At 60.7% G+C, this 19,320-nt stretch carries 12 protein-coding genes and 3 tRNA genes; 3 read left to right on the forward strand and 12 right to left on the reverse strand.

Annotation, left to right across the window (positions count from 1 at the left end; all coding sequences use genetic code 11):
* Nucleotides 1-8: 8 nt before the first annotated feature.
* Entirely contained in the window at nt 9-1,055 is a 1,047-nt protein-coding gene (locus ACQ4WZ_RS09710; protein ID WP_436573257.1) for an NAD(P)-dependent alcohol dehydrogenase, read from the reverse strand.
* A gap of 178 nt (nt 1,056-1,233) precedes the next feature.
* Here ACQ4WZ_RS09710 and ACQ4WZ_RS09715 point away from each other — a divergent pair, with 178 nt between their 5' ends.
* On the forward strand, nt 1,234-2,178 hold the full coding sequence (locus tag ACQ4WZ_RS09715) for an AraC family transcriptional regulator (RefSeq protein WP_133991653.1): 945 nt from the start codon (nt 1,234-1,236) through the stop codon (nt 2,176-2,178).
* Here the strand turns inward: ACQ4WZ_RS09715 and ACQ4WZ_RS09720 are convergent.
* The gene (locus tag ACQ4WZ_RS09720; RefSeq protein WP_436573258.1) at nt 2,160-5,732 is read right to left on the reverse strand and encodes a hydantoinase B/oxoprolinase family protein; all 3,573 of its coding nucleotides are present in this window, start codon (nt 5,730-5,732) and stop codon (nt 2,160-2,162) included. The two genes, ACQ4WZ_RS09715 and ACQ4WZ_RS09720, sit on opposite strands and share 19 nt — an antisense overlap.
* A gap of 130 nt (nt 5,733-5,862) precedes the next feature.
* Here ACQ4WZ_RS09720 and ACQ4WZ_RS09725 point away from each other — a divergent pair, with 130 nt between their 5' ends.
* Complete coding sequence (locus ACQ4WZ_RS09725; RefSeq protein ID WP_436573259.1) at nt 5,863-7,413, forward strand: NAD(P)H-hydrate dehydratase; 1,551 nt, start codon at nt 5,863-5,865, stop codon at nt 7,411-7,413.
* A 117-nt stretch (nt 7,414-7,530) separates the two neighbouring features.
* On the opposite strand, the gene ACQ4WZ_RS09730 is transcribed toward ACQ4WZ_RS09725, so the two are convergent.
* Complete coding sequence (locus tag ACQ4WZ_RS09730; protein WP_436573260.1) at nt 7,531-8,283, reverse strand: ABC transporter ATP-binding protein; 753 nt, start codon at nt 8,281-8,283, stop codon at nt 7,531-7,533.
* On the opposite strand from ACQ4WZ_RS09730, the gene ACQ4WZ_RS09735 reads away from it, so the two are divergent.
* Nucleotides 8,282-8,971 (forward strand): arylesterase, encoded by a 690-nt coding sequence (locus ACQ4WZ_RS09735; RefSeq protein WP_436573261.1) that lies wholly within the window; start codon nt 8,282-8,284, stop codon nt 8,969-8,971. The two genes, ACQ4WZ_RS09730 and ACQ4WZ_RS09735, sit on opposite strands and share 2 nt — an antisense overlap.
* Nucleotides 8,972-9,170: 199 nt before the next feature.
* On the opposite strand, the gene ACQ4WZ_RS09740 is transcribed toward ACQ4WZ_RS09735, so the two are convergent.
* From ACQ4WZ_RS09740 to ACQ4WZ_RS09780, 9 genes are all read right to left on the reverse strand, one after another.
* Complete coding sequence (locus ACQ4WZ_RS09740; protein WP_166674793.1) at nt 9,171-11,096, reverse strand: SurA N-terminal domain-containing protein; 1,926 nt, start codon at nt 11,094-11,096, stop codon at nt 9,171-9,173.
* A 411-nt stretch (nt 11,097-11,507) separates the two neighbouring features.
* Nucleotides 11,508-11,584 (reverse strand) — tRNA-Asp (locus ACQ4WZ_RS09745).
* A 19-nt stretch (nt 11,585-11,603) separates the two neighbouring features.
* Nucleotides 11,604-11,680: transfer RNA gene (locus ACQ4WZ_RS09750), tRNA-Asp, on the reverse strand.
* Nucleotides 11,681-11,805: 125 nt separating this feature from the next.
* On the reverse strand, nt 11,806-12,078 hold the full coding sequence (locus ACQ4WZ_RS09755; protein ID WP_010398442.1) for an HU family DNA-binding protein: 273 nt from the start codon (nt 12,076-12,078) through the stop codon (nt 11,806-11,808).
* A 204-nt stretch (nt 12,079-12,282) separates the two neighbouring features.
* A complete protein-coding gene (gene lon / locus ACQ4WZ_RS09760) occupies nt 12,283-14,694 on the reverse strand; it encodes an endopeptidase La (RefSeq protein ID WP_101481169.1) in 2,412 nt (803 codons plus the stop codon).
* 273 nt (nt 14,695-14,967) lie between these two features.
* On the reverse strand, nt 14,968-16,236 hold the full coding sequence (gene clpX, locus ACQ4WZ_RS09765; RefSeq protein WP_101481168.1) for an ATP-dependent Clp protease ATP-binding subunit ClpX: 1,269 nt from the start codon (nt 16,234-16,236) through the stop codon (nt 14,968-14,970).
* A 199-nt stretch (nt 16,237-16,435) separates the two neighbouring features.
* A complete protein-coding gene (clpP, locus tag ACQ4WZ_RS09770; protein ID WP_373629889.1) occupies nt 16,436-17,053 on the reverse strand; it encodes an ATP-dependent Clp endopeptidase proteolytic subunit ClpP in 618 nt (205 codons plus the stop codon).
* Nucleotides 17,054-17,137: 84 nt separating this feature from the next.
* Nucleotides 17,138-18,478 (reverse strand): trigger factor, encoded by a 1,341-nt coding sequence (gene tig / locus ACQ4WZ_RS09775; RefSeq protein WP_436573262.1) that lies wholly within the window; start codon nt 18,476-18,478, stop codon nt 17,138-17,140.
* Nucleotides 18,479-19,203: 725 nt separating this feature from the next.
* Nucleotides 19,204-19,286: transfer RNA gene (locus ACQ4WZ_RS09780), tRNA-Leu, on the reverse strand.
* Nucleotides 19,287-19,320: the final 34 nt, after the last annotated feature.

The following is a 19,320-nucleotide window of genomic DNA, read 5'->3' on the forward strand; positions in this document are numbered from 1 at the left end:
GCCGGGTGTTACAGCGATGCCATGTCGATCACAAAACGATATCTGACGTCGCTCTTCACCACACGCTCGAACGCCTCATTGATCTCCTGGATGCGGATGATTTCGATGTCGGAGACAATATTGTGCTTGCCGCAGAAATCCAGCATTTCCTGGGTTTCCTTGATCGAGCCGATCATGGAGCCAGACAGGCTGCGGCGCGCACCCACGAGGCCGAAGGCGCTGATCGGCGGCACGGCACCGTCCGGGATACCGACGATGACCATGCTGCCATCGACTTTCAGCAAGTTGATGTACTGGTTCCAGTCGATGGATGCGCCCACGGTGCAGATGATCAGGTCGAACGTGCCGGCCAGCTTGCTGAAGGTTTCCGCATCATTGGTGGCATAGTAATGCTTGGCGCCCAGGCGCAGGCCGTCTTCGCGCTTCGACAGGGTCTGGCTCAGCACCGTCACATCGGCGCCCATGGCGTGGGCGATCTTGACGCCCATGTGGCCCAGGCCACCCATGCCCAGGATGGCGACCTGCTTGCCAGGGCCGGCCTTCCAGTGGTTCAGCGGCGAGTACAGGGTGATGCCGGCGCACAGCAGCGGCGCGGCTGCGTCCAGCGGCAGGTTGTCGGGAATCGACAGCACATAGCCTTCCTTGACGACGATGCTGTCCGAGTAGCCGCCCTGCGTGGCCGTCTTGCCATCCGCTTCCAGGCCGTTGTAGGTCTGGATCAGGCCTGGCATGTACTGCTCCAGGTCCACGTTGCGCGTCTTGCAGGTGGTGCAGGAATCGACGAAGCAGCCCACGCCCACATGGTCGCCCACCTTGAACTTGCTGACGTTGGCGCCAACGGCCGTGACGACGCCGGCGATTTCATGGCCAGGCACCATCGGGAAGGCGGCGCCACCCCATTCGTCGCGCGCCTGGTGGATGTCGGAATGGCACACGCCACAGTATTTGATCGAGATGGCCACGTCGTCTTCGCGCGGGGCGCGGCGCTCGAACGTGAACGGTTGCAGTGCGGAAGTCGGGCCCAGTGCGGCGTAGCCTTTGGCGATGGTGGTCATGAAAACTCCTGTATCTATATGTGTGTGACGAGGGGGACGCCTGCCATGCATGCGATTGCACAAGTGTGCCCGAGATGCCGGCCCGCCGTTATCGCGATCCTGCAAGACCTTTGCACGATCCTCCAAATCTGGGTAAGATCACCCCCTGCCCCTCCTCGCCTGACGCATACTGAACTCCATGCCCACACCACTCGCTCCGCAAGATGAAATTGCCGCCCTGATCAGCCGCCACGCGCCGCGCAACGGCGACTACGCGACGGCCATCGGCAACCTGACGTTCCACCGCCAGTCGTCCGTCACGGAATCGCTGTTCCATGCGGCGCGACCCAGCGTGGCCATCATCGCGCAAGGCGCGAAGGACGTCACCCTGGGCACGGAAACCTTCCATTACAGCCGCATGCAGTACCTGCTGACGTCCGTCGAATTGCCCGTGCAGGTGCGCGTGGCGCAAGCGAGCGAAGAACAACCACATTTGTGCGTGGTGCTGGGCATCGACATCGCCGACGTGGCGGCGCTGCTCGACAGTGAAAGCGCAGGCGGTGCGGCGCAGCAGAAAATCCTGCCCGCCACGCGCGGCATTTCCGTCAGCGACGTCTCGCCCGAGCTGCTCGACGCCATGCTGCGCCTCGTGCGCCTGCTGGACAAACCGGCAGAAATCGCCGCGCTGGCGCCCTTGATCCGCCGCGAGCTGACCTACCGGCTGCTGAACGGCCCTGTCGGCGCGCGCCTGCGCCACATGGCGCTGGCCAGCAGCCAGTCGCACCAGGTGGGACAAGCCATCGACTGGATCAAGCACCATTACGCGCAGCCGCTGCGCATCGAGCACCTGGCCGGCATGGCGAACATGAGCATGTCGTCGCTGCACCATCACTTCAAGGCGATCACCGCCATGACGCCGATGCAGTACCAGAAGCTGCTGCGCCTGCAGGAAGCGCGGCGATTGATGCTGGTCGAGCAGATCGACGCAGGCACGGCCGGCTACCGGGTCGGCTACGCCAGCGAATCGCAGTTCAGCCGCGAATACAGCCGCCAGTTCGGCCGCGCACCGATGCGCGACGTGGGCCAGGTGCGCGCGCAGCTCAGCGGGGCCAGCGCCGGCACCGCCTATTCCGTCTTGCCGTAACCGCCGCCGCCCGGCGTCTCGATCACGAACACGTCACCTGCCTGCATGCCGGTCTTGCCGATATGCGCCAGGTGCTCCACCGTACCGTCCGCGCGCTCCACGTAGTTGCGCCCCAGCGCGCCCGCCGCACCGCCATCCATGCCAAACGGAGGATGGACACGGTTGTTCGACAAGATCGCCGCCGTCATCGCTTCCAAAAAGCGCACCCGGCGCACGCCACCATTGCCGCCGTGCCAGCGCCCCGCGCCGCCAGAGCCTGCGCGGATGCTATAGCTGTCAAGCCGCACGGGGAAACGCCACTCGAGGATTTCCGGGTCCGTCAGGCGCGAATTGGTCATGTTCGTCTGCACTACATCCGTACCGTCGAAGCCCGGGCCGGCGCCAGAGCCACCCGAAATCGTCTCGTAATACTGGTATTTGGCGCTGCCGAACGTGAAATTGTTCATCGTGCCCTGCGAGGCAGCCATCGCCCCCAGCGCGCCATACAGGGCATTCGTGATACAGGTCGAGGTTTCCACATTGCCCGAGACGACGGAGGCCGGGTACTGCGGATTGAGCATGGAGCCGGGCGGGATGATCACGGTCAAAGGCTTCAGACAGCCCGCATTGAGTGGAATCTCGTCGTCAACCAGGGTGCGGAACACGTACAGCACGGCCGCCATGCAGACGGCGGACGGCGCGTTGAAGTTGTTCGGCAGCTGGCTTGAAGTACCCGTAAAGTCGATGGTGGCACTGCGCGCAGCCACGTCGACCCTGATCGCCACCTCGATGCGCGCGCCGTTGTCCAGGTCCAGCGCGTAGCTGCCATCCTTCAGGGTCGTGATGACCCTGCGCACGGCTTCCTCGGCATTGTCCTGCACATGGCCCATATAGGCTTGCACCACGTCCAGGCCAAAATGCGCGACCATGCCATGCAGTTCCTCGGCCCCCTTCTGGTTGGCCGCCACCTGGGCGCGCAAATCGGCGAGGTTTTGCCGGGGATTGCGGGCGGGCCAGGTGGCGCCCGCCAGCATGGCCAGGGTCTCGTCTTCTGCTAACCGTCCCGTGGCGCCGTCCACCAGCTTGAAATTATCGATCAACACGCCCTCTTCCTCGATGCGCGTGGAATCGGGCGGCATCGAACCGGGCGTGGTGCCGCCGATGTCCGCATGGTGGCCGCGCGAACCGACATAGAACAGGATGGCCTTGCCCTCTTCATCGAAGACGGGAGAAATGACCGTCACGTCGGGCAAATGCGTGCCCCCGTGATACGGGTCGTTCAGCATGAAGACGTCGCCCGGCTGCATGACGCCCGCGTTGCGCGTCATCACCGTGCGGATGCTCTCGCCCATGGAACCAAGGCGCACGGGCATGTGGGGCGCATTCGCAATCAAGTGGCCTTGGGCGTCGAAGATGGCGCAGCTGAAATCGAGCCGCTCCTTGATGTTGACGGAATGGGCCGTGTTTTGCAGGCGCAGTCCCATCTGCTCGGCGATCGACATGAACAGATTATTGAATATTTCCAGCATCACGGGATCGGCCTGCGTCCCGATAGCGACACGCTGCGGCAAGGCGACGACCCTGCGCAAGATCAAATGGCCATGCGCCGTCACTTCCGCGCGCCAGCCCGGCTCGATGACGGTGGTGGCGTTGGCGTCACTGACGATGGCAGGACCGGCTATGGTATCGCCGGGGCGCAGACTGTCAGCCCCAAACAGGCCGCTTGGCCGCCACTTTCCGGCGCAGTACATCTCCACCGTCTGCAGGGGCGCCAGCCCGCCTTCACGCGATGCATACGCCGGTGTGGCCACTGGCGGCGCATCGGACGCGCCGATGGCTTCCACGGAGATGGCTTCGACGATCAATGCCCGCGCCGGCATCAAAAAGGAAAAGCGCTTTTTGTATGCCGCTTCGAACTGCGCCTGCATGCCGGCCAGCGTGTCGAACAGCACGACGAGGGCCGAATCCGTGCCTTCATAGCGCAGGTGCACGCGCGACACCAGCGCGATACGCTGCCCTGCCACGCCCTGGCGCAGCAAGTCGCCCCGCGCCAGTTCGCCCAGCGCCGCGACATCACGCCCAAGGTCCACGCCCAATGCCGCCTCGATGGCCTGCTCGCGCATGGCGCTCTGGTTGGCCAGGCCCATGCCGTAGGCCGACATCACACCCGCCAGGCTGTGGATGAAGACCGTACGCATGCCCAGCGCATCGGCCACCAGGCAGGCGTGCTGGCCGCCCGCGCCGCCAAAGCTGGTCAGGGTATATTCGGTGACGTCATGACCGCGTTGCACGGAAATCTGCTTGATGGCGTTGGCCATATTGCCCACGGCGATGGCGATATAGCCTTCGGCCACCTGCTCCGGCGTCGAGTTCACCGTGCGCGCCAGCGCCACGAACTGGGCGCGCACGGTGGCCGCGTCCAGCGCTTCATTGGCGTCCGGGCCGAAAACGCGCGGGAAGAATGCCGGCTGCAGCTTGCCCAGCATGACATTGCAGTCGGTGACGGCCAGCGGGCCGCCGCACCGGTAGCTGGCGGGGCCGGGATTGGCGCCCGCGCTGTCCGGCCCCACCTTGTAGCGGGCGCCATCGAAATGCAGGATGGAGCCGCCGCCCGCCGCCACCGTGTGGATGCTCATCATGGGCGCGCGCATGCGCACGCCGGCGATCTGCGTCTCGAACACGCGCTCGAACTCGCCCGCGTAGTGCGACACATCGGTGGACGTGCCGCCCATGTCGAAGCCGATGACCTTATCGAAACCGGCCAGCGCGCTGGCGCGCGCCATGCCGACGATGCCGCCCGCAGGGCCGGACAAAATGCTGTCCTTGCCCTGGAAAGCGCGCGCATCCGTCAAGCCGCCGTTCGACTGCATGAATTGCAGGTGCACGCCGGGCAGCTCGGCTGCCAGCTGGTCGACATAGCGGCGCAAGATGGGCGACAAATAGGCGTCGACCACCGTGGTGTCGCCGCGCGCCACCAGTTTCATCATGGGGCTCACCTCGTGCGACACGGATACCTGGGTAAATCCCGCCTGGCGCGCCAGCTGCGCCACCCGCGCCTCGTGCGCGTGGTAGCGGTAGCCGTGCATCAGTACGATGGCGATGGCGCGCACGCCGCGCGCATGCGCGTGTTCCAGCGCCGCGCGCGCAGCCGCCTCGTCGAGCTCCTGCACCACTTCGCCGTGGGCGCCCAGGCGTTCATTGATCTCGATTACGTCGCCGTACAGCAGTTCCGGCAAGATGATCTGGCGCGCAAACAGCTGCGGCCGGTTCTGATAGGCGATGCGCAAGGCGTCGCGAAAACCGCGCGTGATGGCCAGCACGGTGGGCTCGCCCTTGCGCTCAAGCAGCGCATTGGTCGCTACCGTCGTGCCCATCTTGATGGCGCCCAGCCGTTCGACGGGCAGCGGTGCGCCGGGTGCAAGGCCCATCAGCCGGCGCATGCCGGCCAGCGCCGCATCGCGGTACTGGCCCGGGTTCTCCGACAGCAGCTTGTGGGTGGCCAGGCTGCCGTCAGGACGGCGCGCCACGATGTCCGTAAAGGTGCCGCCCCGGTCGATCCAGAATTGCCAGTCCATCGTCACGCCCCCGTACTTATGTGAGATGGCTATTGTAGCCGCCAAACAGACGCGCGTTTCAGGCGTGCGCGCCTTGCCTTCCGCGTGGATCGGCCTTATGTTGAAGGCATACCAACAAATGGAACGCACCATGACCCCTACCGACTTTGCCAGCACCGCCCTTCCCCTCTATTCCGTCGCCGAACTGCGCGCCATCGAACAAGCCGCCATGCAAGACCTGCCGCAAGGGCTGCTGATGCAGCGGGCGGGCCAGGCCGCCGCCAGTGCCGCCTTGAAGCTGCTGCACGCCACGGAACACGGCGAAGCGGGCCACCGGCGCGTACTGGTGCTGGCTGGCCCCGGGGACAACGGCGGCGATGCGCTGGAAGCGGCCGCGCACCTGGCCGCCAGCGGCACCGAGGTGCTGATATGGCTGGCGCCCGAGGCGCAAGCCACGTCGCCCGAGCGCGAACAGGCCCTGAGCCGCGCGCGCAACAGCGCCGCGCGCTTCATGGACGCGGCAACTTCCATGGCCTCGGCGGCAGTGGGCGCAGCGTCATGGCACCTCGTCATCGATGGCCTGTTCGGCATCGGCGCATCGCGCCCCCTGGACGGCGAATGCCGCGAAGTGGCGCAGTTGGTCAACAAGCTAGCATGCCCCGTGCTGGCGCTCGACGTGCCCAGCGGCTTGCAAGCGGACACGGGCGCCATCGACGGCGTCGCCATCCGCGCCACGCATACGCTCACCTTCATCGGCGACAAGCCTGGTCTGCACACGGCAAACGGCCGCGATTATGCGGGCGAGGTGGAAGTGGCCGCGCTGGCCATCGATCCTTCCCTGCTGCAGCCCGCCAAAGCCCAGCTGGGCGGCCTGCACCTGTTCGCCCGCCAGTTGCAGCCACGGCGCCAGAATACGCACAAGGGCAGCTACGGCAGCGTGGCCATCATCGGCGGCGCGCAAGGCATGGCGGGCGCACCCATCCTGGCGGCCCGCACGGCCCTGCATGCGGGCGCGGGAAGAGTCTATATCGCCTTTCCCGACACGCCGCCAGCATTTGACAGCGGCCAGCCGGAACTGATGTGCCGGCACGCCAGGGACGTGGATTTCTCGGGCCTGCACTTTGCCGCGCTGGTGGCGGGACCAGGCCTGGGCGACGATGTCGATACGGTGGAGCTGCTGCAGCGGACGTTCGAGAGCGACAGCCCGCTGCTGCTCGACGCCGATGCGCTGAACCTGATGGCGGCCGAACCGGAACTGCAATCGGCGCTGGCCGTGCGCACGGGCGCGGGGGCGACAATTTTGACGCCCCATCCGCTGGAAGCGGCACGCCTGCTCGACCTGACAGTGGCCGAGGTCCAGGCCGACCGCCTGGGCGCGGCGCGCCAGCTGGCCACGCAGCTGGGCGTCATTGTGGTGTTGAAGGGTTCGGGCACGGTCATCGCCGCACCCGATGGTGGCATCGTCATCAACAACACGGGCGGCCCCGCATTGGCGACTGCCGGCACGGGCGATGTGCTGTCCGGCCTGTGCGGCAGCCTGCTGGCGCAGGGCTGGCCGGAATGGGAAGCGGCGCTCGGCGCCGTCTGGCTGCATGGTGCGGCGGCCGATGCGCTGGTGGCCGCAGGCAGCGGCCCCATCGGCCTGACTGCAGGGGAATTGATCCCGGCCATCCGCAAGCTGATCAATGCCTTGTCGGCATAGGTATACGGTGCGTGTTTGTCGGATTACGCGTTCCGCTAATCCGACCTACCCGACGTCCGATATCCTCAAGCCGTAGGTTGGATTAGCGCAGCGTAATCCAACACCACCGCGCCGCAATCACACCAACCTGCCCGCCGCAATCGTAATGGTGCGCCCGCAACGGGCCGCAATGGAACTGTCATGCGTGACGAGAACCAGGGTCGAACCCCGTTCGCGGTTCAACTCGAACATCAGCTGGATCACGGCCTCCCCTGTGGCCGCGTCCAGGCTGCCAGTCGGCTCATCGGCAAAGAGCAGCGGAGGCTCCGTCACAAAGGCGCGCGCCAGGGCCACGCGCTGCTGCTCGCCGCCGGACAGGTATTTTGGATAGTGTTTCAGGCGGCTGCCCAGGTTGACTCTGCCCAACATGGCTTGCGCCTTTTCCTTTGCGTCCGGGTCGCCCCGCAATTCCAGCGGCAGCATGACGTTTTCCAGCGCCGTCAGGTGGGCCAGCAGCTGGAAGGACTGGAACACGAAGCCGAGCTTTTCCTTGCGGAAACCGGCGCGACCGTCTTCGTCGAGGGCGAAGATATCGGTGCCGTCGAGGATGACCTTGCCCTCGCTCGGTGTGTCCAGGCCGGCCAGCAGGCCCAATAAAGTCGACTTGCCGGAACCGGAGGCGCCGACGATGGCCAGCGTCTCGGCCGTTTGCACGGTAAAATCGACTTGATGCAGGATGGTCAGCTCACCATCGGCATCGGGTACGCGCTTGGCCAGCTGGACCACTTCGATGGCCGGCTGGGCATTTTGGCTGTTGGCTGCAGCAGGCCGCTGGGCCGCTGCGTCGGACGGGAGAAAACTGGTGGAAGTCGCTTTAGGGAATTCGGGCATGCTGATCTATCTTAAAAAAATTCGTGAACAAATAAGTGTCAAGGGCAGCAGCCGCATGCGGCGGCGCACGCTGTCCCTGCTTCCTGCGGCAGCCCTGCTGCTGGTATCGAGCATGACGAATGCCTATTCTGCACCAAAAACGCTGCTGGTGCTCGGCGACAGCCTCTCGGCCGAGTATGGGCTGGCACGGGGCACGGGCTGGGTGGCGCTGCTGGAGCAGCGGCTGGCAGCGCAAAAGAACGATACGCGCATCGTCAACGCCAGCATCAGCGGCGAGACCACCAGCGGCGGCCGCGCGCGCCTGCCTGCGCTGCTGGCCAAGCACCAGCCCGATGTCGTGCTGATCGAACTGGGCGCCAACGACGGCTTGCGCGGCTTGCCCGTGGCGGCCGCGGAAGCGAATCTGCGCGCCATGGGCGAGGCGGCCAGGAAATCGGGCGCGCAGGTGGTGCTGGTGGGCATGCGCATGCCGCCCAACTATGGCCGTGCCTATGGCGAGCAGTTTTATGGCGTGTACGGCAAGCTGGCCAGGGAATGGAAGGCGCCGCTGGTGCCCTTCATGTTCGAGGGCATCGCCGACCAGCCGCAGCTATTCCAGGCCGACCGCATGCACCCGAATGCGCAGGCGCATCCAACGATACTGAAGAATATCTGGCCGCGGCTAGCGCCGTTACTGAACGCGAAGTAAGCCAGTTGTAGACGTTACCTCCAGCCCGAGACAAGAATCCGGGGTCAGACCCGCCGGGGGAATACGCTCCAATGGAGCGTATTCCGATCACGAAGTGACTGGCCCCAGTCTTACTCCGGTGGGTTGAATAAAGTTCACGACACGCAGACAAAAAAATAGCCGCTCGAAAGCGGCTATTTTTATGCGTGGAAACTAACTCTTATGGTGCTTCTGGCGCTGTGGCTGCCGGGGCGGTGACCGGCTTGACGATCTTCACCTTGGCCTTGGATTTCAGGTACTCGACGTAATCGAACATTTCCTGTTGTGCCAGGATGCCGCTGATCTGGTCTTTCTCTTGCTGGCGGCGTGCTGCATCGACTTGCGCCGGCTGCTGCACCTTGCCGATGCGATAGATGCCATAGCCCAGGGCTGGCAAGTCCACGCCCACATAGGCTGGCAGCTTGCTCGTATCCGCTTTCATGACTTGCGCAATGGCGGCACGGTTGATGCCGTCAAGCTTGCTGCGCGACACCCATTGTGCGGCGCCGAAACCGCTGGCATCACCAGAAGCCTTCAAGGCTGCCAGCTTGGTCTCGCCCGCTTTCTTGGCCAGCTTTTCCGCTTCTTCCATCGTCACGCGCTGACGGATCATCGCTTCGACTTCAGCCAGAGGACGCTTCGAGGCAGGCTTGAATTCCACCACACGGCCGGCGATCAGCACGTTCGGTGCAACGGTGACGGCTTCCGTGTTGCGCTTGTCTTTCAGTGTATCGTTCGAGAAGATGGCGGCGAGGAACTTGGCGTTGTTGAACGGCGCCTTGCCCAATGCTGGCGACGGCGTGCGCGACAGGTTGGCGGCGGTTTCCACTTTCAGCTTCAACTTGTCAGCCACCGGTTTCAGGCTGTCCGATTGCTCGTAGACCGTGTTGGTGAACGTCTCTGCCATTTCCGAGTATTTCTTGGCAGCAAATTGCTTGCGCAGATCGGCCGTGATTTCACCGCGTACTTCATCGAGCGCCCGCACGTGCTGTGGTTTGAGCGAGGTAACGGTCAGGATGTGGTAGCCGAAATCGGAAGCGACAACATCGCTGATTTCGCCTTGCTTGAGTTTGCTGACTGCGCTCAGCAGTGGTGCCGGCAAGCCATCTTTGCCGATCACGCCCAGGTCGCCGCCTTGTTCGGCGGAGGCCGGGTCTTCCGACTTGGCCTTGGCCACGGCGGCAAAGCTGGCAGGTGCCTTGCGCACGTCGGCCAGGATCGCTTCAGCCTTGGCCTTGGCAGCTGCCTTGTCGGCGGCCGATGCGTCTTTCTTGACGGCTACGAGGATGTGGCTGGCCTGGCGCGCTTCTTCGGTCGTGTAGGCTTTCTGGTTCTTCGCGTAGTAGCCGGTCACGTCGGCGTCGGTGACGTCGACTTGCTCGCCGGCAGCGCTGTCGTCCAGCACGACGTATTCGATCTTGGCTTGTTCCGGGATTTCGAAGAACTTGCTGTTCTTGTCATAGAAAGCCTTGATCATGGCGTCCGTCACTTTGACTTCCGGCACGTACTGCGCGATCGGCAACAGCAATTCCTGCACTTCACGCTCTTCCGAGGTGATGTCGGACAGGCGCTTGGCGACGGTGTTCGGCGCGAAGGCGGTGCCTTGCACGGCGCCGGCCAATTGCTGCAGGGCCATGTCGCTGCGGCGGCGCGCATCGTACATCTGCGGCGTCATGCCTTGGGCGGCCAGCATGGACTTGTAGCGTTCCAGGTCGAATTTACCGTCCGGCAAGGTCAAGCCTGGGATTTCCAGCACTTCCTTTTGCAGCGCGGCATCGCTGATGACCAGGTGGCTACGGCCCACTTCGGCGGCCACGGCACGCTCGGCGATCAGGTTGTCGAGGATGCTCTGGCGCGCTTCCGGCGTGTCAAACATTTTCTGGTCGAACTGCTCGCCCATCATCTGGCGGTAGCGGTCGATCTGCTGACGTTGCGCTTCTTCATATTGCTGCTGCGTCACGACCTGGTCGCCGACCTTGGCGATGGTGTTCGCGCCGTCGCCGAAGCTTTGGTAGCCGCTGATACCGACCAGTGCAAAAGACGGGACGATGACCAGCATCAAGAGAAACTGCATCAAGCGTCGATGGGTACGAATAAATTCAAACATGGTCAGCCAATTCGGGATGAGTGGATCACTATAAAAAAAGGCGAACATGCGTTCGCCTTGATTTCTTCGGCGGAATGGACGGGACAGATGTCCACTTCCCCTTTAGATTCAACAACTTGGCGCTGGAACTAAAGCAGGATTCTGACGCCCAAGCCATTATCTCCTGATTCTACAATGCCCATAGCGCTATAGCAAGAGTAAATCAGGGCGCGCGCCCTGCCCCGGCGGCGCCGGGCTGGCAAGGCGCCAGCAGAGACATTAAACACGGCAAAGCTTAAAGCGGATTTAAATACCCGCGCCGTCCAATTAAAAACGGCAGGCGGATAATTGAAAATGAAGGAGCACCAAGATAATCGGACGCATAAAAGAAAAACCCGCGCTACTTATTCAGCAGCGCGGGCTTCTATATTCTGGCGGAGCGGACGGGACTCGAACCCGCGACCCCCGACGTGACAGGCCGGTATTCTAACCAACTGAACTACCACTCCTTAAGAGCGTATTTTTTTTTGGCGGAGCGGACGGGACTCGAACCCGCGACCTCCGACGTGACAGGCCGGCATTCTAACCAACTGAACTACCACTCCGAAAAATACACAGTACTACTTGCATTTGCATCCAGGATCGTTATTCAAGGAACTTCGATCCTGAAATCGCGGCACCCGGGGGCACCGCCAAATGTTTCCGGTGATTGTCACCTCACCGAAGTCCGTTAGTTTACAGCATCCTTCAAAGCTTTACCAGCTTTAAATTTTGGAACTTTTGCTGCTTCGATCGTGATCGCTTCTTTGGTACGCGGATTGCGGCCGGTACGCTCAGCGCGTTCGCTGACCGAGAAAGTGCCAAAACCAACCAGCGTCACGCTGTCGTTGTTTTTCAAAGTTTCCGTCACGCCGCCGATAACAGCGTCGAGTGCGCGCGCAGCGGCGGCTTTGGAAATGTCAGCTTTTTCAGCAATGTGGTCGATCAATTCAGTCTTGTTCACTAGCATCCCCAATTACAAAGGTATAAAACGTTTACCGTATCGTTGCGGCACTTTTGGCACCACAGCTGTCCGGCGAAAAAAATGTGCAGGCGTATTAAACAAGCCACACTGTATATGTGTCAAGCGCTTTGGGGGCGCAATTCACGTTTCAATATAAAACAAGCGCTCTAAAAGCGCTTGTTTGGGGAAAACAGGGGTAAAACGTTAGTGTTTTACCACCTCGCCAGCCGCGTCAGGCTTGGCTGCGGCGGCCGTGACGGCCTCCACCGCAGCGACTTCGACCAACGGTTCAGGCATGCGCTCGAGGGCGATTTCCAGCACTTTGTCGATCCAGCGCACAGGCACGATCTCCAGCTTGTTCTTGACGTTGTCCGGAATTTCGGCCAGGTCCTTCACATTTTGCTCTGGGATCAGGACCGTCTTGATGCCGCCGCGATGGGCCGCCAGCAGCTTCTCTTTCAGGCCGCCAATCGGCAACACTTCGCCGCGCAAGGTGATCTCGCCCGTCATCGCCACGTCGGCGCGCACGGGGATGCCCGTGAAGACCGACACCATCGCCACCGTCATGGCCGCGCCAGCCGAAGGACCATCCTTCGGTGTCGCGCCTTCCGGCACGTGGATGTGGATATCGCTCTTCTCGAACACGTCCGCCTTGATGCCCAGGCGCTGCGCCCGGCTGCGCACCACCGTGCGGGCTGCCTCGATCGACTCTTTCATGACGTCGCCCAGGGTACCCGTGCGGATGATGCCGCCCTTGCCCGGCATCGACACGGCTTCGATGGTCAGCAGATCGCCGCCCACTTCCGTCCATGCCAGACCGACCACCTGACCCACCTGGTTTTCTTTCTCTGCGACACCAAAATCATAGCGGCGCACGCCAAGGAATTTATCCAGGTTCTTCGAGTTGACGATGACCTTCTTGTCGGATTTCTTCAGCAGCAGCATCTTGACCACCTTGCGGCAGATCTTCGACACTTCACGCTCGAGCGAACGCACACCGGCTTCCCGCGTGTAGTAGCGGATGATGTCGCGCAAGGCCGACTCGGCCACCGAGATTTCCTCTTCCTTCAAGCCATTGTTCTTGATCTGCTTCGGCAGCAGGTAACGCTGCGCGATGCTGGTCTTTTCATCTTCCGTGTAACCGGACAGACGGATCACTTCCATGCGGTCAAGCAAGGCTGGCGGAATGTTGTACGAGTTCGACGTCGCCACGAACATCACGTCGGAGAGGTCGAAATCGACTTCGATGTAATGGTCGGAGAACGTGTGGTTCTGTTCAGGATCGAGCACTTCCAGCAGGGCCGACGACGGGTCGCCACGGAAATCGGCACCCATTTTGTCGACTTCATCGAGCAGGAACAGGGGATTGCGCACGCCAACTTTCGACAGCGATTGCAAGATCTTGCCCGGCATCGAGCCGATGTAGGTGCGGCGGTGGCCGCGGATCTCGGCTTCGTCGCGCACGCCGCCCAGAGCCATGCGCACGAACTTGCGGTTCGTGGCGCGGGCGATGGACTGGCCCAGCGAGGTTTTACCCACGCCCGGAGGACCGACGAAGCACAGGATAGGCGCTTTCAGCTTGTCGACGCGCTGTTGCACCGCGAGGTATTCCAGGATGCGTTCCTTGACCTTGTCGAGGCCGTAGTGGTCGCCTTCGAGCACTTTTTCCGCATTCGCCAGGTCGTTATTGACCTTGGATTTCTTTTTCCAAGGCAAGTTGACCAGGGTGTCGATGTAGTTGCGCACGACGGTGGCTTCGGCCGACATCGGCGACATCAGCTTGAGCTTTTTCAACTCGTTGGTCGCCTTGTCGAGCGCTTCCTTCGGCATCTTTGCCGAAGCGACTTTTTTCTCCAGCTCGTCGAGGTCGGCGCCATCTTCGCCCTCGCCCAGTTCTTTCTGGATCGCCTTGACTTGCTCGTTCAGGTAGTACTCGCGCTGCGATTTTTCCATCTGCCGCTTCACGCGGCCGCGGATGCGCTTTTCCACCTGCAGAATGTCGAGCTCGCCTTCGAGCTGGCCCAGCAGGTGCTCGAGACGCTTGGCCACGCTGAAAATTTCCAGGATGACTTGTTTTTGCTCAAGCTTCAAAGGCAGATGCGCGGCCACCGTGTCGGCCAGGCGGCCGGCATCGTCGATGCCCGACAGCGAAGCAAGGATTTCCGGTGGAATCTTTTTGTTCAGTTTGACGTACTGGTCAAACTGCTGCACGATCGCACGGCGCATGGCTTCGACTTCCGACTCGTCGCCCGGCTCGGACTCGAGCGGCGTCAGGTCGGCGATGAAGTGCGTCGGCGAATCGCTGATGTGGTTGATTCGGGCACGCTGCGCGCCTTCGACCAGCACCTTGACGGTGCCATCGGGCAGCTTCAGCATTTGCAGAATATTGGCGACACAGCCAATTTCATAGATATCCGAAGGGGACGGCTCGTCCTTCGCGGCTGCTTTTTGAGCGGCAAGCATAATACTCTTGCCCTGCTCCATCGCAGCTTCCAGCGCCTTGATCGACTTTGGACGGCCAACGAACAGCGGTATCACCATATGCGGGAAAACGACGACATCCCGCAACGGCAATAACGGCAGTTGAGTTTGCTCAGTTAATTTGGAAGTTGTCATGGCGTACCTTATAGAAAGCGTGTTTACGATGTTGGCGCTCGCTGCCAAAACACAAGACCGGCGAGAATAAATAATTCTGTGAAACAAACATAGAGTCTATTTCGCAAAACACACCCGCATGACTGTAACAAATGCAGTTTTAACAGTAAAAAAGCCACGCGCAGCTAAGCGCCGCGAGTGGCTTTACGATTGAAGCCTGCACTCATTAATTTAAATTGTACTGCCATGCATTAAGGAATCAAAACCCTTTTTATGCATTTGTCTCGGCAGTTTTCAATTTTCTCCGGAGGCTTTGGCAGTCTCTTGGTAAATCAACAAAGGTTTGGCACCACTGGTGATGGTATTTTCGTCGATAACGACCTTCACCACATTTTGTTCGCTCGGCAGTTCGTACATGACGTCCAGCAAAGCATGTTCCAGGATAGAACGCAGGCCACGGGCACCGGTCTTGCGCGCCAGCGCCTTCTTGGCGATCGCATGCAGGGCGGCCGGACGAATCTCCAGTTCCGCGCCTTCCATCTCAAGCAGCTTCGAATACTGCTTGATCAGCGCATTCTTTGGCTCGACCAGAATCTGGATCAGCGCCTCTTCCGTCAGTTCCGCCAGGGTGGCGATGACGGGCAGACGACCCACCAGTTCCGGGATCAGGCCAAACTTGACCAGATCTTCCGGTTCTGCTTGCAGCATCAGTTCGCTGGCCGAGCTTTGCGACTTGCTGCGCACCGTGGCCGAGAAGCCGATGCCGCTCTTTTCGGAACGGTTGGCGATCACTTTCGACAGGCCGTCGAAGGCGCCGCCGCAGATGAACATGATGTTGGTCGTGTCGATCTGCACGAAATCCTGGTTCGGGTGCTTGCGGCCGCCTTGTGGCGGCACGGAAGCCATCGTGCCTTCGATGAGTTTCAACAAAGCTTGCTGCACGCCCTCGCCCGACACGTCGCGCGTGATGGACGGATTGTCGGACTTGCGCGAAATCTTGTCGATTTCATCGATGTAGACGATGCCGCGCTGGGCTTTCTCGACGTCATAGTTGCAGCTTTGCAGCAGCTTCTGGATGATGTTTTCCACGTCTTCACCCACGTAACCGGCTTCGGTCAGGGTGGTGGCGTCGGCGATCACGAACGGCACGTTGAGCATGCGCGCCAGGGTCTGTGCCAGCAGGGTCTTGCCCGAGCCGGTAGGACCGACCAGCAAGATGTTGCTCTTGGCCAGCTCGATGTCGTCTTTCTTGCCCAGGTGCTTGAGGCGCTTGTAATGGTTGTACACCGCCACCGACAGGATGCGCTTGGCAGTCTGCTGGCCGATCACGTACTGATCGAGCAAGGCGGCAATTTCTTGCGGCGTCGGCAGGTCGGATTTGCTACCGGTCACCGTCTCGATGCTCGACGTTTCATCACGGATGATGTCGTTGCACAGGTCGATGCACTCGTCGCAAATGAACACGGACGGGCCGGCGATGAGTTTCTTCACCTCGTGCTGGCTTTTGCCGCAGAACGAGCAATACAGTAATTTTTCGCCGCTAGAGGATTTTTTGTCTGACATAAGGCATTTTGGTTGGAACTGCATTAACAATATTGCAAAATCGCAAGCCGGAGTGCGGTAGTTGTCCGAAAGACAGCCACCCATGGCGCAAGCCAACAACGTGCACAAGCTCCATGCTACCCGAAATAAAAGCGAAACGCCCGAACGTTTGATCGCCCGGGCGTTTACTTACAAGCTTAGCAATACCGGTAGGGGCTCATCAAGCGCGGCTGGTCAACACTTTGTCGATCAAACCATACTCAACGGCCTCGTCGGCGGACATGAAACGGTCGCGGTCGGTGTCCTTGGCGATCTGCTCGATCGACTGGCCCGTGCGCTCGGCCATGATGCCGTTCAAGCGGGTACGCAGGTAAAGGATTTCCCTTGCCTGGATCTCGATGTCGGACGCCATGCCTTGCGAACCACCGGACGGCTGGTGAATCATGATGCGCGAGTTCGGCAGCGAGAAACGCTTGCCCTTGGCGCCAGCGGCCAGCAGGAAAGCGCCCATCGAAGCAGCCATGCCCGTACACAGGGTCGAGACGTCCGGCTTGATGAACTGCATGGTATCGTAGATGGCCATGCCGGCCGAGACCGAACCACCTGGCGAGTTGATGTAGAGCGAAATTTCCTTTTCCGGATTTTCGCTTTCCAGGAACAGCAGCTGGGCGACAACCAGGTTGGCCATCTGGTCATTGACCGGGCCGACCATGAAAATCAAGCGTTCCTTCAGCAGGCGCGAGTAAATATCATACGAGCGCTCGCCGCGACCGCTTTGTTCCACCACCATCGGCACCAGGCCGAGCATCTCTGTGTCCAGCGCTGGATTACGGTTCATACCTGTCATTTCATTTCCTTGTGAAGCAGTTAGGGGATACCACCATTACTTTTCAGCAACAATGGCATCCCAATACCAACTGGTTTACGCTTGTGCGTTGCTTCCCATCAGTTCGTCGAAAGCAACTGCTTTCGTCGTGACTTTCGACAGGCCCAACACGTAAGTGACGACGTTTTCTTCCAATACAAGGGCTTCGATCTCACCCAGACGACGACGGTCGCTGTAGTAGTACTTCAGCACTTCGCGTGGATCTTCGTAGCTTTGAGCGAAATCTTCGATTTGCGCCTTGACTTGCTCAGGCGTTGCCTGCAGCTTGTTGTCGCCCACCAGTTGCGACAGGATCAGGCCCAGGCGTACGCGACGCTCGGCTTTTTCTGCGAACAGTTCTGCTGGGAAAGGCACGTCCTTGACGTTCATGCCGCGCTGCGCCATGTCTTGACGGGTCATTTCGGCCAGACGCTCGGAATCCTGAGCGATCAGCGTTTTTGGCACGTCCAGTTCAGCAACTTTGATCAGCGCGTCCATGACGGCTTCCTTGTTGCGTGCTTTTACGCGGCCAGCAACTTCGCGTTGCAGGTTGACTTTGATGTCTTCGCGCATTTTGGCCAGGTCGCCATCGGCAACGCCCAAGGACTTTGCGAATTCAGCGTTGACTTCCGGCAGGTGCGCCCATTCCAGCTTTTGCAGGGTGATGGTGAACGAGGCGGTCTTGCCGGCCACGTCCTTGCCATGGTAGTCCTCAGGGAACGACAATGGGAAAGTCTTGGACTCGCCCACTTTCAGGCCCAGGGTCGCTGCTTCGAATTCTGGCAGCATGCGGCCTTCGCCCAGCACGAAAGCGTAGCCTTCAGCTTTGCCGCCCGGGAATTCAACGCCATCGATAGAACCGACGAAGTCGACGGTCACGCGGTCGCCGTTGGCAGCGATCGGCTCACCGCCGTCGCTGTGTTCGCCAGCTTCGCCCTTGGTGTGGAAGTGCACGCGCTGCTTGCGCAGGATGTCGATGGTCTTGTCGATTTCGGCTTCCGACACGTCGGCTTGCACGGTTTCGATTTCAACAGCCGTCAGGTCGCCGATGGCGACTTCCGGATACACTTCGAAGGTTGCATCGAAAGCCAGCTGACCTTCGGCTGCTTCTTCTTTCGGCACGATGTTCGGGAAACCGGCCACGCGCAGATTGTTTTCGTTGGCGGCGTCGTTGAACGCGCGGCCGACTTTGTCATTCAGCACTTCCGATTCAATTTGGTAGCCGTATTGTGCTGCGACCATTTTCAACGGCACTTTGCCCGGACGGAAGCCCGGTGCCTTAGCCGTACGGGCTTGCACTTTCAGGCGCTTCTCAACTTCCGTGCGGACGTCCGTCAGCGGGAAGGAGATCGTGATACGACGTTCGAGTTTGCCCAAGGTTTCGACTGCAGTTGCCATGTAAAAAATCGTCCAAAAAATAAACACTGTTGGTGCGAGAAAAGAAGACCCGACCCCTTGCGCCATCACTGGCGGCAAGACATGGGTCCAGCTTCACTCGCTCGCATATTCATCTGTAAAAGTACTGGAAAACAGGACGATGGACCTGGTCTACCCGGCTGAGGGAAAAACCCGCACCAGGCACCAAACAATCCGCCGCTTCCAGTACTGCGACAGGGCTCCGAGCGTCCAGCTTTGCTTCCAAGTAAATGCAAGGCCGGCCATCATTCGGTAAAGCGTGGCATTATAACAAAGGACTTCGGGAAAGTGGCTGGCTTTGCAGCCCGACCACAGAGGATGCCAGCGGCGGCGAACGAATCGCCACAGCCTGGATGGCCCTGTCTTTACTCTTGCCCCGGCATTCTTTATTTCACCAGAGACAGGCTTTCCAGCCTGCTTCGTTCATTAGTATATGCGAACTGTCGCTCCGTCCGAAACAAAGAAATGCGCTCTTGGCGAAGATTTCGGGCAAAAAACCTTTGATTTACCTCAATTTGGCCATTTTCCAGGCAAATCTCAGCCCGGCTCCTGCACCGCCGCCCGATCTCTGGCAAAAAATAGTGCAAACGAAGACATCCCGAATGACGGAAATATAGCAAAGGCAACAGGAAAACAAAAAAGATGCCTGCAACGAGGCTGAAGAACAACTTGATGGTGCTGCACGTCCGGGCTGTAACAACCCGGATTGGTGCGGATGGGGAGACTCGAACTCCCAAGCCGAAGCACTGGCTTCTAAGACCAGCGTGTCTACCAATTCCACCACATCCGCATTTCGTACTATTTGCCGCAGGCTATACACCTGC

The sequence above is a fragment of the Janthinobacterium darwini genome, assembly GCF_051380905.1.
Lineage (GTDB): Bacteria > Pseudomonadota > Gammaproteobacteria > Burkholderiales > Burkholderiaceae_D > Janthinobacterium.

Excerpts from the sequence above, each read along its gene's own strand:
- ACQ4WZ_RS09710 (WP_436573257.1), bottom strand. The coding sequence starts at position 1,055 with ATGACCACCATCGCCAAAGGCTACGCCGCACTGGGCCCGACTTCCGCA.
- ACQ4WZ_RS09715 (WP_133991653.1), top strand. The coding sequence starts at position 1,234 with ATGCCCACACCACTCGCTCCGCAAGATGAAATTGCCGCCCTGATCAGC.
- ACQ4WZ_RS09720 (WP_436573258.1), bottom strand. The coding sequence starts at position 5,732 with ATGGACTGGCAATTCTGGATCGACCGGGGCGGCACCTTTACGGACATC.
- ACQ4WZ_RS09725 (WP_436573259.1), top strand. The coding sequence starts at position 5,863 with ATGACCCCTACCGACTTTGCCAGCACCGCCCTTCCCCTCTATTCCGTC.
- ACQ4WZ_RS09735 (WP_436573261.1), top strand. The coding sequence starts at position 8,282 with ATGCTGATCTATCTTAAAAAAATTCGTGAACAAATAAGTGTCAAGGGC.
- ACQ4WZ_RS09730 (WP_436573260.1), bottom strand. The coding sequence starts at position 8,283 with ATGCCCGAATTCCCTAAAGCGACTTCCACCAGTTTTCTCCCGTCCGAC.
- ACQ4WZ_RS09740 (WP_166674793.1), bottom strand. The coding sequence starts at position 11,096 with ATGTTTGAATTTATTCGTACCCATCGACGCTTGATGCAGTTTCTCTTG.
- lon (WP_101481169.1), bottom strand. The coding sequence starts at position 14,694 with ATGACAACTTCCAAATTAACTGAGCAAACTCAACTGCCGTTATTGCCG.
- clpX (WP_101481168.1), bottom strand. The coding sequence starts at position 16,236 with ATGTCAGACAAAAAATCCTCTAGCGGCGAAAAATTACTGTATTGCTCG.
- clpP (WP_373629889.1), bottom strand. The coding sequence starts at position 17,053 with ATGAACCGTAATCCAGCGCTGGACACAGAGATGCTCGGCCTGGTGCCG.
- tig (WP_436573262.1), bottom strand. The coding sequence starts at position 18,478 with ATGGCAACTGCAGTCGAAACCTTGGGCAAACTCGAACGTCGTATCACG.